This window comes from Amycolatopsis sp. FDAARGOS 1241, from assembly GCF_016889705.1.
Lineage (GTDB): Bacteria > Actinomycetota > Actinomycetes > Mycobacteriales > Pseudonocardiaceae > Amycolatopsis.
This window is the reverse complement of sequence record NZ_CP069526.1, coordinates 1446289-1461940: the sequence shown is the minus strand read 5'-3', so window position 1 is coordinate 1461940 and position 15652 is coordinate 1446289. Positions and strand designations below refer to the sequence as shown.

Genomic DNA, 15652 nt, shown 5'->3' with positions numbered 1-15652 from the left:
TGCTTAAGGCCAGCCAGCTGCTGATCACCGTCACGAGCGTCACCATCGAGACAGCCCGCGACGCGCCGCTCCGTGACCTCGTCCGGTGCCACATACCGGCCTTGACCGGAATTGCACTCAACACGGCCACGCCCCGCTGCGGAGCATCGACGGCCCAGTCCCGCAACGCGTTGAACGACCGCCCTCCCGCCACCACCGCTGCCGCGGCGATCGCCAAAACCGACCCATCCAGAGCCGCGCACGCCGCCGAATCCGCGGATCCGACACACTCGCGAGACGCTCACGCAGCTCGTTCATCCCGCCACGGGGCCAGACGATCACCACACCACAGGAATCAGACACGATCGCACAGCGGGCACGGCTCTCCCCCGATCACGGAACTGAACCATGCCCACCCTGCAAGCAGGGCCACAAGCCTTTGCCGGCCCCAACCCGGACGGAGACGAGCCCCCGCCCTCCGGCGGTCCATGGGTGGTTGCAACACCTGCGTTTGTTCCGGGGGTGCGTGGGTGTCCAGATCGGAACCCGACCGAGGTCGGGGGCGGATCTCGAGGGTCTGGTCAGGGGTGCCCGGGGAATGGGCGGCCTGTTTCGCGCTGGTGGAAGCGGGTGTGGGTACCGGGGAAGAGCGCGGTGGGTCAGGATCCACTACCGGACCGCGAAACGCCGGCGGGCTGCTGTTGCCGTGGTCACGGCACCGGTGGTTGATGCTGCTGCACCCGCCCCACGGCCACACCCCGACGCTGGTCGGTGATGCTCGGCTCGCGAAGATCGCGACACTGCCTGACCCGTTGCGGCGGTCGTTGACCCGGGACCAGGGGCAGCGAGAGGCACCTGCACCGCCAGTACACCCCGGCCACCAGCACGCCGGCCCACTTCTGCGACCCGCACCCGCCGTGGCACCGCAGCCAACAAGAACACCCACGAGCCGCTCCGCCAGTACCTCCCCCAGGGCACCGAACTCGCCGCCCACACCGCTGAGCACCTGGACGCGGTCGCGGCCGCGCTCAACGACCGCCCTCGCACGACCCCCGACTGGGACAGCCCCGACGAACACAGGACACAGTCACCCGACACCGGCCACGACCAACAGTGTCACAACGACCGCTAGGAACCGCCTCCCAAAGGGGCGTCCCCGTCTCCATCCTCCCGGCGGCCACCGCCGAAAACCGGTGGGCGAGCCGGCAGGAGCCGAGCTGTCCACAAGTCGCGAGGGCTGTGGACAAACCCCACCAGACCGCTCACCTGAGATGATCACCAAGCGTCAATGAAACCTTCACCTGGTTCACCGTTTCGTGGACTGATCCTAGATCGACTTCTACCGCTAGTGTCTGCGTCAACCCGCTCCGCCTCGACATTCCCCCGACCGGGCGGCGGGCCAGGCCCCCTGGTAGTCCCCCTTCCGCGCCCAGGGGGCCACACAAAAACTCGGCGAGGATGGAGCGCGGCCCGTAGCTGCGAGGATGAGCGTCCGAAAAGGACTCCGGCCGTTTCGGGGTACAGCGGTGTACCGTCAACTGCGTCAGCGATCGCTCACGCAGAAGGTCGCGACCCACGTCACTTCGCGGCGGCGGAACATCTGCGGGCCCGGCGCGTTGTACGGGGTGTCGGTACGGAGGGGTCCCCGGGCCTCACCCCTTGCCTTCCCGGACAGCCGCGAGGCGCCGGGTCGCGCCACTCGCCGAGAGGCGACCCCCGTACCGGCGCGACAAGCCACCCGTCCCGCCGCCAAGCGCTCCCCCACGCGGCGCGGGGCGGGCGCCAGTGCTCCTGCTCTCGCCCGCCGGACCCCCAGCCGGCGGAGCCGGGAGCGGGAGCACCCCCTTCCACGTCCACTGTGGATCAACGGAATATCCGCAGCCGGACAGCGTTACAAGTGACTGCCGGTGCGGTGGTGTCCCCGGGCTCCACCCATCGCCCTCCCGGACAGCCCGCAAGGGCCCCGGGTCGCGCCACCCGCCGAGAGGCGACCCCCGCACCGGTCCTGACAACCCCCGAACCACCCCGCCCCGCTGCGCCCCTCCCCCACGGCAGCGCGGGGCGGGCTCATGTGCCTCCTGCTCCTGCCGCCGGACTCCCACTGCCGCGGCGGGAGCGGGGGCATCCAGCCCTCACCCCAAACCTCCCGCTCGCACCCGCCGGACCCCCATCGGCGCGGGCGGGATCGAGTGCCCCCGTTCCCGGACCGCGCGAGTTCTCCTCCGCAGCGGCGGGCGCGGGGGCACGCCCGTCTTCAGCCGGGCCAGGGCAGCGCGTCCTGCAGCAACCCGAGCATCCCCGACACCAGCCGCATCTGGTCGACGGTGCGGATGTCGGCCTCGAGCAGGTGCGGAGAGCACACGAGCACGGCCACGGACTGCGCCCGGGACAGCGCCACGTTCAGCCGGTTGCGCGACAGCAGGAAGTCCAGCCCGCGTGGTAGATCGACCGCGGACGACGACGTCATGGTCGTCACCACCACCGGAGCTTCCTGACCCTGGAACCGGTCGACCGTCCCCACCCGCACCTCGCCGTACCCGGCGTCGGCCAGGGCGCGCGTGACGACGCGGGCCTGCAGGTTGTACGGAGCCACCACGAGGAAGTCCTCGTCGGTAAGCCGACGGCCCTGCCACGAGCGCCCGTGCAGCGACGAGATCACCGACACGACTTCGGCCGCCTCCTCGACCGATCGCGTCGTATTCCCCCGGTGATCGACCGACGACAGGTACAGGCCCGAGGCGAAGCCGTCGATCGAGCGGGACGCCGACGGGTGCGAGTGCAGCAACCCCGCGTATGACAGCCGCGACACCGGCGCGCACACCGCCGGGTGCATCCGCCGCGTCTGGTCGAGGAAGTAGCCCAACGACGGCGGGATGATGTCGGCCTCGCCGATCAGGTGCCCGAGCGCGGACGCCTCGGCGCCTGCCGGGTGCGTGCCCTGCACGACCTGCGGCAGCTGTTGCGGATCACCCAGCAGCACCAGGTTCTTCGCGCACATCGACACGGCCAGCGCGTCGGCCAGCGCGAACTGGCCCGCCTCGTCGATCACCAGCACGTCGAACGGCTCGGCGCGCACGGCGGCGTTCGCGAACGTCCAGGCCGTGCCGCCCACGAGGTGGCCGGTGTCGTGCTCCTCACGCCAGCGCACGAGCGCGTCGTTGTTCTTCGGCTGCTCCCACGGCGCGGCAGGATCCGGCGTGCGCTTCGCGCGCTTCGCGCACGCCAGCGAAGGCGCGTTGCCCAGCGCGGCCGACAGCACGTTCTCCACGGCCTTGTGGCTGTTCGACGTGACCCCGACCGTCTTGCCCGAGCGCACCAGGTGCGCGATCAGCTTCCCCGCCAGGTACGTCTTCCCGGCCCCCGGCGGGCCCTGCACCGCCAGCACCGAACCGTCGAGCGCGTCGACGGCCTCGATCACCGTCGCGACGAGGTCCTCACCGGGCGCCGGCAACGCGCCCCCGCCGCGCAGCCGCGGCTCCGAACGGCGCAACAGGTCCACGCCCGGGTGCCGGGGAAGCTCCGGCAGTGTCTCGCCCACCAGCCGCGCCAGGTCCGCGACGGCCTCGTCCTTCGGCGCCGGCCGCACGGGGCTACCCGGCAGCACCGCGGCGGGACGGTCGTTCGACGTCGCGTCGGGCGCGCTGCTCTCCTCCAGCGTCAGCTCGACCGCCGACGACGCCACCACCTTCGCGTCCCGCGCGTCCGCGCCGTAACGCAGCCGCACGTCGTCACCGGGCGCGAAGGGGTGCGGACGGTCCGGGTCGCACGCGAGCACGAGCGTCCGCTTCGCGGTGCGCAGCCGCCCCGACGGCGGCACCCACTCACCGACCGACATCGAGACGGGCACGGCACACGTCGTGTCCACCTCAAGGTCACCCAGCGGCGCGGCCAGCTGGCGGAAGAACTCCCACCACGCGGGGTTCGTCTCACGCCGGTGGTAGCCGACGGACGCGGCGAGCAGCACGCGAGCCCGGTCGTCCGGCGTGAAGTCCGCCGGGTCGTCGGGCAGCCCCTCCAGCAACGGGTCCACGAGCGCCGCCAGTGCGGCCGCCCGTTCGGCCCGGCGCTCGGCGGCGACGTCCTCCTCGGTCTCGCGCAGCAGAGCGTCCACTTCGGACTCCGGCTCCGGCGTCGCGAGCTCGATGCCCGCTTCTTCGCGCACGCGGTGCAGGAACTCCAGCAGCCGCAGCGTGGACACGCAGTCGTACTCGTTGTAGTCGCCGATGCCGCGCAGCACCTCGGCAGCCCGCTCGGGCTCGCCGGCGGCCGTGAGCGTGAGGTAGTCCTCGTAGGCCTCGATGCTGGAGACGGCAGTCTTCACGTCGCCCTCGCGCGCGGCGGGCATGTAGAGCGGCTCGAGGTACTTGATCGAGTACGACCGCTGCCCGACCCGCAACGCCTTGCGCACCACCGCGTACAGGTCCACCAGCGCGCCGCTGCGCAACAGCCCGTCGACAGCTTCCTCGCGGGTGCCGTGCACGGCCGCGAGCCGCTTGATGGCCGTGACCTCGTACGGCGCGTAGTGGTAGACGTGTGCGCCGGGGTGCTCGGCCAGCCGCGCGACGGCGAAGTCGACGAAGTCCTCGAACGCCTTCTTCTCCTGCGCCCGGTTGTGCGCCCAGAACGGCACGAACTCCCCGTCCGGCGTCACGGCCCCGAACAGGTACTCCAGCCCCGTGCCCGCCAGCGCGTACGGGTCCCCTTCCATGTCGAAGAACACGTCACCCGGGTTCGGGGGCGGCAGTTCGGCGAGCGCCGCGGGGTCGATCACCTCGTAGGCGAGCTCGCCCGTTTCGTCCTGGCGCACCTGGATCGCGGCCTGCGCGCGCAACGAGGTGAACGTGCTCGCGGACATGTCGCGCGGCCGGTCGTCCGGACCGGCGGCGGCGAGCTTGTCGATCGTGGCGAGCCCGGCCGTCACGAGCTTGCGCCGCTGGTCGCCGCGCATTCCGGCGACGAGCGACAGGTCGCGGTCCGCTTCCCGCGCCGTCGAACAATACTGCGCGAAGCCGCACGCGCCGCACGCCGGCCGTTCGTCGGCCCACAGCTGCACGGGCAGCCGCGCCGGGCGGTTGCGAAGCCGCGCACGCAGGCGGTCGAGCAGTGGCAGGAAGTCGTCGACGCGCAGCGTGCGCGTGGTGCCGTCGCCCAGCAGCAGGTGCATGTTCGGCCCGGCCGGCCACCCGGCCCGGCGCAGCGCGTCGGCGTACGCGGTCAGCTGCACCACGGCCGAAGGCTTCGCGTGCCGGGCGAGCTTGGTGTCGTAGACCTCGTAGCGGCCTTCGTCGTCGCGCAGCAGGAAGTCGGCGCGGCCCGAGAACTCGCCGTCGTGGAACACGGCCTGGTACACGACCGGCGCGCCCGCCCGCAGCGCTTCTTCCGTCGCCTTGGCCGCGACGGCCGGGTCGCGCTCGTCGATCTCGACGACCGGGCGATCGGAGCGCAACCGGACGAGCGTCGCCTCTTCGTGCGCCCGGCCGTGTTTCACGGCCAGCTGATCGGGTCCCGAACCGGGCCGCGGCGCGCCGGGCAGCCCCGCCGCCAGCGCCTGGGTGAGGATGCTCCGGTGTTCACACTCGAGCAGGTCGGCGAGATCGGACGGCGTGTACATCGCAGGCGAGTCTGACACGGCCGCCGGCGTGCCCCGGCCACCTGGCCACCGACACGCCGACGGCCCGCGTCACGCCCGCTGCCGCAACCCGACCGGATTCCCGTCGGGGTCGGTGAACACCGCCATGCGGTTCCCGTCGGGCAGGCCGACGGGGTCGAGCGTCCGCTTGCCGCCGAGTTGCTCGGCCTTGGAGAGGGCTTCTTCAAGGCTCGGCACGTCGAAGTACACGACGAGCCCCACGTACGGGCTGTCCGGACCGGCCTGCCCGATGCCGCCGCCGGGCGCGGCGGGGTCGCCGATCAGCGCGTAGGTGTCGTCGATCGCGGTCACGGGCCAGCCGAACAGCTCGCCGTAGAACCGGCGGGCGCGGGCGGCGTCAGGGGTCGAGACGTCGAACCAGACCGGGGTCATGAGTCCTCCTTCGATGGGTGGTTTCACAGAGGAGACTCCGGCGGTGCGGCAGAATCATCGCTCGTGGGCGAACTCGCGGAGCTGACCCTGGCGCGCGCCGGGGACGACGCCGCCTTCACGCGCGCAGTCGAGCCGTTGCGGCGGGAGCTGCACGCGCACTGCTACCGCATGCTCGGCTCGGTCCACGACGCCGACGACGCCCTGCAGGACGCACTGCTGCGCGCGTGGCGCGGCTTGGCCGGGTTCGAAGGACGCAGCTCACTGCGGTCGTGGCTTTACACGGTCACCACTCGCACGTGTCTGGACCTGGTGGCCGCCCGCGGCCGCCGCGCGCTGCCCGTGGACTTCGGCCCGGGTGGTGACGCGCACGAGGACGTCCGCTGGATCGGCCCCTACCCCGACGCCGGGCCCGAAGCGCGCTACGAGGAACGCGAGGCCGTGGAGCTGGCGTTCGTCGCCGCGCTGCAGCACCTGCCGGGTAACCAGCGGGCGGCGCTGCTGCTGTTCGAGGTGCTCGGCTTCTCGGCCGCGGAGATCGCTTCGGTGATGGACACGAGCACGGCTTCGGTGAACAGCGCCTTGCAACGCGCCCGCCGGCTGGTCCCTTCGCGCGTGCCCGCCGCCCCGGACGTCGACGTCCGCGCGATCGCCACCGCCTTCGCGGACGCCCTCGCCGATGGGGACGCCGACGCACTCGTGGCGCTGCTGACCGAAGACGTCACGTGGTCCATGCCACCGGCCCCGGAGTGGTATCGCGGCCTGGCCGACGTGCGCGACTTCGCCGTTCGCGTGCCGCTCACCTCTTGTGGTTCGTGGCGCTACCGCCTCGTCACCGCGAACGCCCAGCCCGCCGTCGCGTTCTACCTCCGCCACGAAGGCGCGGGCCCGTTCACGGCGTTCGGCATCACCGTGCTCACGCTGCGGGACTCGCGGATCGCGGCGCTGACGTCGTTCCTGGGCGCGGAGCATTTTCCGTCGTTCGGGTTGCCGACTTCGGTGTGACTCAACGGCGGCGCGGCAGCGGGATCACGTCGAAGTCCCGCGCCACGACGATCTCACCGTCGAACACCTTCGCCGCTTCTTCCCCGAACGCATCGGCTTCTTCGTAGGGATAGCGCTGCGAGAAGTGGGTCAGCACGAGCTTGCGGGCGCCCGCCTCCGCGGCGATCCGGCCGGCGTCGGTGCTGGTGAGGTGGCCGTAGCGGGTGGCGAGCTCGGCGTCGGCGGCGCGGAAGGTGGATTCGGCGACCAGCAGGTCCGCGTACCGGGCGCAGTCGACGGCACCCCGGCACAGCCGGGTGTCCATGACGAACGCGACGACCTGGCCGGGCTTCGGCCGGCTCACGTCCGCGACGTGCACGGTGCGGCCGTCGATGTCCAGCGAGCCCTCTACCTTCAGGCGGCCGATGGCGGGACCGCGAACGCCGGCGGCCTCGAGGCGGTCGGGGAGCATGCGGATGCCGTCGGGTTCGGTGTACCGGTAGCCGAAGCAGTCGATGCGGTGGTCGAGCGGGAACACCGTCAGCGGCCCGTCCCGCCAGCCCTCGCCGACGGGAGCGGGCACGATCTCCACTCGCTCCTGGTAGACGGTCGAGTGCCGCAGCCGGTCGAAGTACACCTGGCCCGTCGCCGGGTAATGGCAGCGCACGGGGTGAGCGACGGCGTCGAGCGACAGGCGCTGCAGCACGCCGGCCAGGCCGAGGCTGTGGTCGCCGTGGAAGTGGGTGACGCAGATGCGGGTGAGTTCGTTGGCCGCCACGCCGGCGTGGGCCATCTGGCGCTGCGTGCCCTCACCCGGGTCGAAGAGCAGGCCGTCGGTGTCGAAGCGGAGGAGGTAGCCGTTGTGGTTGCGGTGGCGGGTCGGTGTCTGGCTCGCCGAGCCGAGCACGACGAGCTCGCGTCGGGACATGGCGTCGATCCTTCTCCACCCCGCAACGCCGACGGCCGCCCGGTCGAATTCCGGGCGGCTGCCGTGATCGACATCGCGCTGCGAATTCACGCGGACACGGTCCGCATCAGTCGATCTTCGGTTTCCGACATTGGCCGGTCGCAGACCACCCGGGACCCGGCGGCCTCACCGCGGCGAAGTGCCTGCACGGCCAGGTGCAGTGCGACGAGCGAACCGGAGCGCGCGCTGTCGAGCGTCAGCGCCGGGACTTCGAGACCTGGTGAGCAGGCGACTCGGCCGGACACGACGCTGAGGGCGTTGCCGGTCAAGAGGCGCTCGTTGAGGCCGTCGGGGGCATCAGGCAGCCGCGGCCCGTACGCCTGCGCCTCGGCGCCGATGAACACACCGGCAGGCGTGCCGCGCAGCGTCGTCGGGTCGATCTTCGCGCACTCCAGCGCTTCCCACGCGGTCTCCAGCACGAGCCGCTGCTGCGGGTCCATCGCCGCCCCGCGCGGCGCGATGCCACAGAAGCCGGCGTCGTGCAGCCGCCCGCGGTGCCGTAGCTGCTGCCCGGCTTGTCGGACAGCAACCCGCTCGTCGTGCGCACCTCGCCGGTCACGAAGTGCCACTGCACCGGCGACGCGGCGCCGACGATCGCGACAGCCTCGTCGTTCGCCCGGCTCATGCTAGTCCACTGTAGACTGCCTCCGCACCGAGCGCCCGACCGTGCAGCAACCATTCGCCGATTCGACCCCGTTCCACAGTGGACCTGATCGTCCATTGCGACGACCGGCTCCGGCTCGGCGTTGGCCACCACCGATTCGAAGCGGGAAGTTTTCGTCGCCGGGTCCACCGGCGGTGCGTCAGCCACCGCCTCGTCGAGGAGAGTTCGGACGGGCGAAGTAACGTTTACGACTGCCACTCCCGCAGAATTCGAGCAACACCCGACAATGCAGGCGAAGTCAGCCGTGGGCGCGCACGCGGCCACAGCGGTAACGACCCCTCACCGTGCACGGCGAAACGCCTGTTCCGGCCGGAAACCCGTGGCGGAACAAGCCTTTTGGCCAGGGGCTTCAGATCAGTGCGTCGAACGCCGCGACGGGCACAAGACCCTTCACGTCGCGGGCGAGCTCCTCGTCGAGGGTCACCAACGCGTCGGCGTGCAACCGCGCCAGCGCCACGTACTCGGCGGCGTACGTGTCGGCCCAGCCGAGCTCCTCGGCGACCTTCCACGCGGTCGCCTGCAGCACGCGGTCGCCGAGCAGGCGGATCCGCAGCCCGCGGATGAAGTCCAGCTGCCGCTCGGCGGCCTTCTTCGGCAGCTCCCCGCGCCGCACGCGCGCGTAGAGCAGGGAGAGCGCGTGCGACCGGATGAACGTCGGCGCGAGCAGCTGGTGCTCGTCGCGTACCTCCGCCCGCTCCTCGGCCAGCCGGACAGCCACGTCCGGCCCGATCACGTACTTCGCCATCGGTGAGCTCCTCTCCCGCGCTCAGGGTACGACACGCCACAGGCCCGCCCCACCGGCAAGACCGGCGGAGCCTGCCCGTGCGTCGTCGTCAGCCGACCGGCGTGAGCGGCACGGCCGCCTGCGACCGATCTTCCGATCGGAGTTGAGGGAACTCGTCAACGTGGCGGTAGTGGCGGGGAATCACCCCCCCTCGGGCACGAGCTCGCGCAGCACGCGAGCTCGATGACCGGGCGCTCGCCGCAGGCGCTGATGACAGTGCAGTGCCAGCAGTGGGCCGGCGACGGCGAGTTCACCTCTTCGGGTCCCCGACGTCGCCCTCACCGAGCAACAAGCGGTCGTGGCCCCGTGGACGGCGACGCGGAGTCCCACCGGTAACCGGCGACGGTGATCGTCAGCTCCGTGGGGCCGAAGAGGTTTTCTTCGTGGCGTTGACCGCGGCACCGCGCCAGTCCGTCGTGTCGCGCACCATCAGCGCTCCCCTCGCGGGCAAACTCCACACAGGTGCGGCAATGCCGGTGCGCGTGGCGCAGATGCTGCCGGACAGCCGGGGTTCCCTAGACGACCTGACCGCGCGCGAGCTGGAGGCGCTCAGCCTGACGGCGCAGGGCCTGCCGAACACGGCGATCGCGAAGTCAGTGGTGGTGAGCAAGGCGCCGTGGCGAACGGCATCTCCAACATCGTCCCCGAACTGCTGGCCTGCAGGCGGCGGATCCGTGCAGCTCTGACCTATTCGGACTGTACGGCCGCGCACGCCTGGTTCACCCGATCGATATCGTGCAGGTGTTCGATGTTCGTGGGTAACGTGAGGGCATGGACTTCTACCCGGCTGGACCGGATCCTGTCATGACCATTGTGGACGGTGTGCTGGCCACGTTGTGGCGTGCGCACCTCGATTTGCCCCGACTCCGAAGACCCTGGCAATCTCGCGAGACCACTCGAGGTGACGGTCCCGAGGCAATCGGCGTCGAGCTTGGGGACGAAGCCGTGATCGGCCGGCTGAGACGAGTGTTCCACCTCGGGTCCCCTCGCGTGGCCGGGTCACGTGGCCGGATGCTGCGGTATGCGCACGATCTTGCCGCTGGTGGAAACGTGCACGGCGCCGTCCGGGCCGACGGCGATCCCCGCGAACGGGCGCGGGCAACCCGGCAGTCCGGCGGCGAACAGCGCCCGCCGGCTCTGCTCCGGGAGATCGAGTTCGAGGTCGGTCGTCTCGACGCGCAGAGCACCGGTGGCCAGGTCGACGGCCAGCAGCCGCCGCTGTCCGGTTTCGACCACGAGCAGCTCGGGGCCGCGGACGGCGAGGTCTTGCGGCAATTCCAGCCCCTCCACGACCGGGAGCGGTTGCCCGTCGTCGATCCGGTGGACGACACCGCTTTCATCGCTGACGTAGCACCGGTTCTGCCCGTCGAAGGCCACGTCGACCGGAGTGTCGAAGCCATCGGCCACAGTGTCGTCGGCGGCGATCGCGACGACCCGGCCGGCGTCCGCCTCGGCGACCACGAGAACGCCGTCGTCGCGCACCGCGATGCCGGTCGGCCTCGCGATTTCGCCGGCGCGCCGGCGCGGCGCCGGGTCATACGTGCGTACGTCGCCGTACTGCGAGGTCACATGCAACTGTCCCCGGTCGGCGACGATCCCGTGCGCGTACGGCGTGAGCTCGTTGCCCTCCGGCGTAGCCAGGCGGTAGTGGTCGGCCGCGTAAACCGCGCCGCCGAGGTCGACCGTCACGCCGTAAGGGCCGACGAGGCCCTGCGGCACGATCTGCCGGATCTCGCCGTCCGGGCGGAGTTCGGCGATGCCACCGCCGGCGTAACTCGAGACGTACATCCGGTTGTCGTCGTCGAACGCGGCGTTGTCCACCCTCATGATCCCGGTCGTCAGGAGCTGCCGGCCGCCTGCCGGGTCGAGGCGCGTCACGATCCCCGAGGCGTCCCGCGACAGGACGAAAAGCGTTCCCTCGCGGTCGAAGTGCACCGCGACCGGCTGGACCACGTCCTCGGCGACCAGCTCGGGTTCACCGCCGTCCGGTCGGACCCGGAAGACCGCGCCGATGAGCATGTGCGGGTAGACAAGCACCTGTCCGAACCGAGCTGCATCGCGTTGCCCATCGCCAGGCCCTCGACGAGCACCACCGGGCCCCCGCCGCTCGGAAACAGCTCGAGCAACCGCCCGCCGACGCGCATCTCGTTGACGAACAGCCGATCACCGACGCAGGTGATGTCGTTGGGCATCGTCACCGAGTCGGAGACCAGCGTGCAGTCGCCGGCCGGGTCGCGCCGCCACACCCGGCCCGGCACGAGGTCGGTGATGTACATCGAGCCGTCCGGGCCGAACGCGAGGTCATCGGGCGACTGGACCGCGCCACCCGCCGGCACCACGAGGTCGACCGGACCGGTGGCGAGCTCCACCGCGCTGATCCGCCCGCCGAGAAACTCGGCGACGTAGAACCGGCCGTCGGAGCCGAACGTGATGCCGTTGGACCCCTTGAACGCACTCACTCAGCGTCAACCAGGACGTCGTCCAGGCCGCCGTTGTCACGCCAGTGCTCGAGCAAGGCGTGAAACGCCACCGCGCCCTTGCCGTAACCGGCGCGCAGGCGAGGTTTGCCCTCGTTGTTGTAGTAACCCGGGGTGCACTCGGCCTGGAACTTGTACAGCGCCTCCGAGTTCTCGCCGAGACTGGCGACCCACGCGTCCACGGCCGAGGTGCTCGGCTCGACCCAGCGGGCACCGCGCTTGCCGGCCTGGGCGACGACCTCGGCGATGTGGATCGCCTGTTGGTCCAGGATGTGGGTGAAGTTCACCGAGGCGGCGTTCTGCACCGAGCCCATGGTGAACAGGTTGGGGAAGCCGTCGCTGTAGAAACCGTGGAGGGTGCGCGGCCCCTGCTTCCAGTGCGCCAGCAAGGCAGTGCCGCCGCGTCCGTACACGGGCAGGCGGCCGGTCAGCACGTCCGACCGGCCGACCTGGAAGCCGGTGGCGAGGATGATGCAGTCCACTTCGTACTTGCGGTCGCCGACCACGAGGGAGTCCCCGGTGACCCGTTCGACACCGCCGTGGTCCGCAGTGTCGACGAGCGTCACATTGGGGCGGTTGAACGTCTGCAGGTACTCGTCGCTGAAGGTCGGCCGTTTGCAGGTGTAGCGGTACCAGGGTTCGAGCAGCCGGGCCGTCTCCGGGTCCTGCACGATCTCCGCGACGCGAGCGCGGATCGCGTTCATCTTCCGGAAGTCGGCGAGTTCGTCGAGGCGTTCGCGATCCTCGGGCGTCAGCCCGTCCCGTACCTCGACGGGGGTGAGGTTGTGCAGCAGGTGCGCGCTGGCCGTCCAGGCGTCGGCCACCAGGTCCTCGGTGACGGCAGGTCCGCCGGCAACGATGTCCAGGAAATTGTTCATCCGGCGCCGCTGCCAGCCGGGCGTCAGCGAGGCCGCCCACTCAGGGTCGGTGCGCCGGTTGTCGCGAACATCCACGGTGGATGGGGTGCGCTGGAAGACGAACAGCTGCTGTGCGTCGCGGCCGAGGTGGGGCACGACCTGGATCGCCGTCGCACCGGTGCCGATCAGCGCGACGCGCTTGTCGGCCAGCTTGTGCAGACGACCGTCGGCGTCACCACCCGTGTAGCCGAAGTCCCATCGGCTGGTGTGGAAGAGGTGCCCGCCGAACGACTCGATGCCGGGGATGCCGGGAAGTTTGGGCCGGTCCAGCGTCCCGTTGGACACCACCACGTAGCGCGCCCGCATGCGGTCGCCGCGATCGGTGGTCACGAGCCAGTCGACGGCCTCCTCGTCCCACGCCAGCCCGGTGACGGCCGTCTGGAAGCAGGCGTCGCGGTACAGACCGAAGTGCCGGCCGATCGCGCGGGCGTGCCGGCGGATCTCCTCGCCAGGCGCGTACTTCCACTCGGGCACGTAGCCGAGCTCTTCGAGCAGGGGCAGGTAGACGTAGGACTCGATGTCGCAGTGGATGCCGGGGTAGCGGTTCCAGTACCAGGTGCCGCCGAAGTCGCCGCCCTTCTCGACGACCCGGATGCGTTCGACGCCGACCTGCCGCAGCCGCGCCGCGGCGAGCAGTCCGCCGAACCCGCCGCCGATGACGACGGCGTCGACGGTGTCCTGCAGGGGCTCGCGCTCGAAGTCGCCCTCGGCGTACGGGTCTTCAGCGAACGCGCCTTCGGCGGGTTGGTACTGCCCGGGGCCGTCGGGGCGGATGCGGCGATCCCGTTCGTGCCGGTACTTGGCGCGAAGCGCCTCCGGGTCGAAGCCCAGCTCGTTGGGGACGCCGGCGGTGATGGACATGCCCTGCCTTTCCTTGGTGCACGGAGAATGCGCCTGCCGCCGAGCCGGCGGCGGCGGGTGGAGCGCGCTGCCGCTCAGACGGCGGCCCAGCCGTTGTCGACGGGCAGCACGACGCCGTTGATGTTGGCCGCGGCGTCGGAAGCGAGGAAGACGATGGCCGCGGCCTGCTCCTCCGCTTCGGCGACGCGGCCGAGGTTGGGCAGGTACCGCGCCAGGACCTGTGGCCCGTGGGCCGCGGGGTCGGCATCGACGGTGATGCCGGTCTTGGTACCGCCGGGCGCGATGGCGTTGGCGCGGATGCCGGAGTCGCGGTACATCACGGCGATCGAGCGGGTGAGTCCGATCAAGCCGTGCTTGGCCGAGGTGTACGCGGCTCCGGCGGCGCTTCCGCGCAACGACGCCTGCGACGCGGTGTTGACGATCGCGCCCTTGCCGCGGGCGAGCAGGTGCGGCAGGGCGGCGCGCGTGAGCAGGAAGGGCGCGGTGAGGTTGACCGCGAGCACGCGGGTCCACTCGGCGTCGCTTACGTCGGCGACGGCGGACATCGAGTCCATGATGCCGGCGTTGTTCACCAGGACGTCCACACCACCGAAGGTGTTCACCGCGGTCGCGATCACCTCGTCGGCCACCACCGGGTCACTCAGGTCACCGACCACGTCAACCGCGGCGCAGCCCTTCGCGGCGAGCTCCTTCACGACCGCTGCGGCCGCGTCCCCGTCGACGTCGGCCACCACGACCTTCGAACCCGCGGTGGCGAACTGCAGGCGGCGGCGCGTCCGATGCCCGAACCCGCACCGGTGACGATGACGCTGCTGCCGGCCAAGTCGTCGGTATGTGCCATGGGGTGAAGGGTACGACTTTTTGTCAGTAAGAGCCATCTAGTCAGCAAGTGCCAGTAAGTAGACTGGTCGGACTCGGCGAGGAGGAAACATGCCCCACGATCAGAAGACGCCGGCGCGCCTGGGCCGGCCGCCGCTGACGGAGCGGCGGAAGGCGGAGACCCGGCTGGAGGTCGCCCGGGCGGCCGTGCGGCTCTTCCTCGCCCAGGGCGTGGCCGGGACGTCGGGCGAAGAGATCGCCGAGGCGGCCGGGATTTCGTCGCGCACGCTGTGGCGGTACTTCCCGACCAAGGAGAGCTGCATCATGCCGCTGCTGACCGGAGGGATCGAGAGCACCGCCCGGCAGCTGCGGTCGTGGCGCAAGGACCAGGGCCTGGCCGACCTGCTGGCCATCGCGCGCACACCGCTCACGGAAGCCGCCGACGACGCCCGCACGATGCTCCGCCTCGTCCGCCTGACCCGGACCGAACCGGGTTTGCGCGCGGTGTGGCTCGAAGCCCACCGCGCGGCCGAGCCGGTCTTCGCCGAAGCCCTCGCCCACCGCGCCGGCTTGCCCGAGCCCGACCTGGTCACCACGGTGCAAGCCGCGATGCTCAACGTCGCCCTCCGCGTCGGCGTCGAGCACTACGCCTCCCACGACAACCCCGACATCACCGGCTACGAGTCCGCAATCCGCGAGGCCCTCCTGGTCGCCGCAGGCAGCTTCACCTCCTGACCCGCTGCCCGCTCTCGCAGCCTCACCCGCCCGACCCACACCGCCACCACGCGCTCGACTCGAAACCCGCCCGCACCACACGCAGCGGACGGCGCTACCCGCCCGCCGCCACTCCGTTGCCGGCCGCCGGGCCCGCCCGAAAGTCGCCACAGACCGCCTGGGCCCGGCCGAACATCAAGCGCACCAACGTCGGCCACACGCCGCGTCGCATCAAGGTTCCCGACCATCGCACCGCACGGCGTCCCTCCCGCCACACTGCCCGGCGCCACCAAACATCGGCCACCCAACGCGGACCTGCGCCGTCAGTCTGCAGCTTCCGGTGACAGGGCCGGCCGGAGTCCGCGTCCGCCAGGCCGCCCGACCCGGACGAACATCGGCCGCGCCACCACTCCCGCCACGCCGCCATGGCGAAGGGACCCGCGATCGAGCCTGCGCAGGCGGCCTCT

General features: G+C 71.2%; 12 protein-coding genes. 3 read left to right on the top strand and 9 right to left on the bottom strand.

All coding sequences use genetic code 11. From position 1 onward, the window contains the following. Positions 1-2233: 2233 nt before the first annotated feature. Together I6J71_RS07175 and I6J71_RS07170 are read right to left on the bottom strand one after the other, a co-directional pair. Entirely contained in the window at positions 2234-5590 is a 3357-nt protein-coding gene (locus tag I6J71_RS07175) for a TM0106 family RecB-like putative nuclease (protein WP_204093995.1), read from the bottom strand. Positions 5591-5659: 69 nt separating this feature from the next. Then, entirely contained in the window at positions 5660-6001 is a 342-nt protein-coding gene (locus tag I6J71_RS07170) for a VOC family protein (RefSeq protein WP_204093994.1), read from the bottom strand. A 63-nt stretch (positions 6002-6064) separates the two neighbouring features. Between I6J71_RS07170 and I6J71_RS07165 the strand changes: the two genes are divergently transcribed. Then, the gene (locus tag I6J71_RS07165; RefSeq protein ID WP_204093993.1) at positions 6065-7003 is read left to right on the top strand and encodes an RNA polymerase subunit sigma-70; all 939 of its coding nucleotides are present in this window, start codon (positions 6065-6067) and stop codon (positions 7001-7003) included. 1 nt (position 7004) lies between these two features. On the opposite strand, the gene I6J71_RS07160 is transcribed toward I6J71_RS07165, so the two are convergent. The 3 genes from I6J71_RS07160 to I6J71_RS07150 all read right to left on the bottom strand — a co-directional run bounded on the left by I6J71_RS07160 (position 7005) and on the right by I6J71_RS07150 (position 9358). Further along, complete coding sequence (locus tag I6J71_RS07160; RefSeq protein WP_204093992.1) at positions 7005-7910, bottom strand: ribonuclease Z; 906 nt, start codon at positions 7908-7910, stop codon at positions 7005-7007. Positions 7911-7996: 86 nt separating this feature from the next. Continuing rightward, positions 7997-8389, bottom strand: a complete 393-nt coding sequence (locus I6J71_RS07155; protein WP_370542091.1) for a beta-ketoacyl synthase N-terminal-like domain-containing protein — start codon at positions 8387-8389, stop codon at positions 7997-7999. A 573-nt stretch (positions 8390-8962) separates the two neighbouring features. Then, positions 8963-9358: a type II toxin-antitoxin system VapC family toxin gene (locus tag I6J71_RS07150; protein WP_204093990.1), complete on the bottom strand. Its 396-nt coding sequence runs from the start codon at positions 9356-9358 to the stop codon at positions 8963-8965. A 422-nt stretch (positions 9359-9780) separates the two neighbouring features. Here I6J71_RS07150 and I6J71_RS50385 point away from each other — a divergent pair, with 422 nt between their 5' ends. Then, a complete protein-coding gene (locus tag I6J71_RS50385) occupies positions 9781-10083 on the top strand; it encodes a hypothetical protein (protein WP_204093989.1) in 303 nt (100 codons plus the stop codon). Between the two features lie 313 nt (positions 10084-10396). On the opposite strand, the gene I6J71_RS07140 is transcribed toward I6J71_RS50385, so the two are convergent. From I6J71_RS07140 to I6J71_RS07130, 4 genes are all read right to left on the bottom strand, one after another. Beyond that, positions 10397-11350: a hypothetical protein gene (locus I6J71_RS07140; RefSeq protein WP_239154495.1), complete on the bottom strand. Its 954-nt coding sequence runs from the start codon at positions 11348-11350 to the stop codon at positions 10397-10399. Beyond that, a complete protein-coding gene (locus I6J71_RS47770; RefSeq protein ID WP_239154494.1) occupies positions 11272-11856 on the bottom strand; it encodes an SMP-30/gluconolactonase/LRE family protein in 585 nt (194 codons plus the stop codon). Before I6J71_RS47770 ends, I6J71_RS07140 begins: the two co-directional genes overlap by 79 nt. Continuing rightward, the gene (locus I6J71_RS07135) at positions 11853-13652 is read right to left on the bottom strand and encodes an NAD(P)/FAD-dependent oxidoreductase (protein ID WP_204093988.1); all 1800 of its coding nucleotides are present in this window, start codon (positions 13650-13652) and stop codon (positions 11853-11855) included. Before I6J71_RS07135 ends, I6J71_RS47770 begins: the two co-directional genes overlap by 4 nt. Positions 13653-13726: 74 nt before the next feature. Further along, positions 13727-14383, bottom strand: a complete 657-nt coding sequence (locus I6J71_RS07130) for an SDR family NAD(P)-dependent oxidoreductase (RefSeq protein ID WP_239154493.1) — start codon at positions 14381-14383, stop codon at positions 13727-13729. A 199-nt stretch (positions 14384-14582) separates the two neighbouring features. Here I6J71_RS07130 and I6J71_RS07125 point away from each other — a divergent pair, with 199 nt between their 5' ends. Further along, positions 14583-15206 carry a TetR/AcrR family transcriptional regulator gene (locus tag I6J71_RS07125; RefSeq protein WP_204093987.1) on the top strand — a complete coding sequence of 208 codons (624 nt, stop codon included), beginning with the start codon at positions 14583-14585 and terminating at the stop codon, positions 15204-15206. Positions 15207-15652: the final 446 nt, after the last annotated feature.

Bases quoted from the DNA above. Each gene is read 5' to 3' on its own strand.
- I6J71_RS07175 (WP_204093995.1), bottom strand. From the start codon at position 5,590: ATGTACACGCCGTCCGATCTCGCCGACCTGCTCGAGTGTGAACACCGG.
- I6J71_RS07170 (WP_204093994.1), bottom strand. From the start codon at position 6,001: ATGACCCCGGTCTGGTTCGACGTCTCGACCCCTGACGCCGCCCGCGCC.
- I6J71_RS07160 (WP_204093992.1), bottom strand. From the start codon at position 7,910: ATGTCCCGACGCGAGCTCGTCGTGCTCGGCTCGGCGAGCCAGACACCG.
- I6J71_RS07155 (WP_370542091.1), bottom strand. From the start codon at position 8,389: ATGGACCCGCAGCAGCGGCTCGTGCTGGAGACCGCGTGGGAAGCGCTG.
- I6J71_RS07150 (WP_204093990.1), bottom strand. From the start codon at position 9,358: ATGGCGAAGTACGTGATCGGGCCGGACGTGGCTGTCCGGCTGGCCGAG.
- I6J71_RS07135 (WP_204093988.1), bottom strand. From the start codon at position 13,652: ATGTCCATCACCGCCGGCGTCCCCAACGAGCTGGGCTTCGACCCGGAG.
- I6J71_RS07125 (WP_204093987.1), top strand. From the start codon at position 14,583: ATGCCCCACGATCAGAAGACGCCGGCGCGCCTGGGCCGGCCGCCGCTG.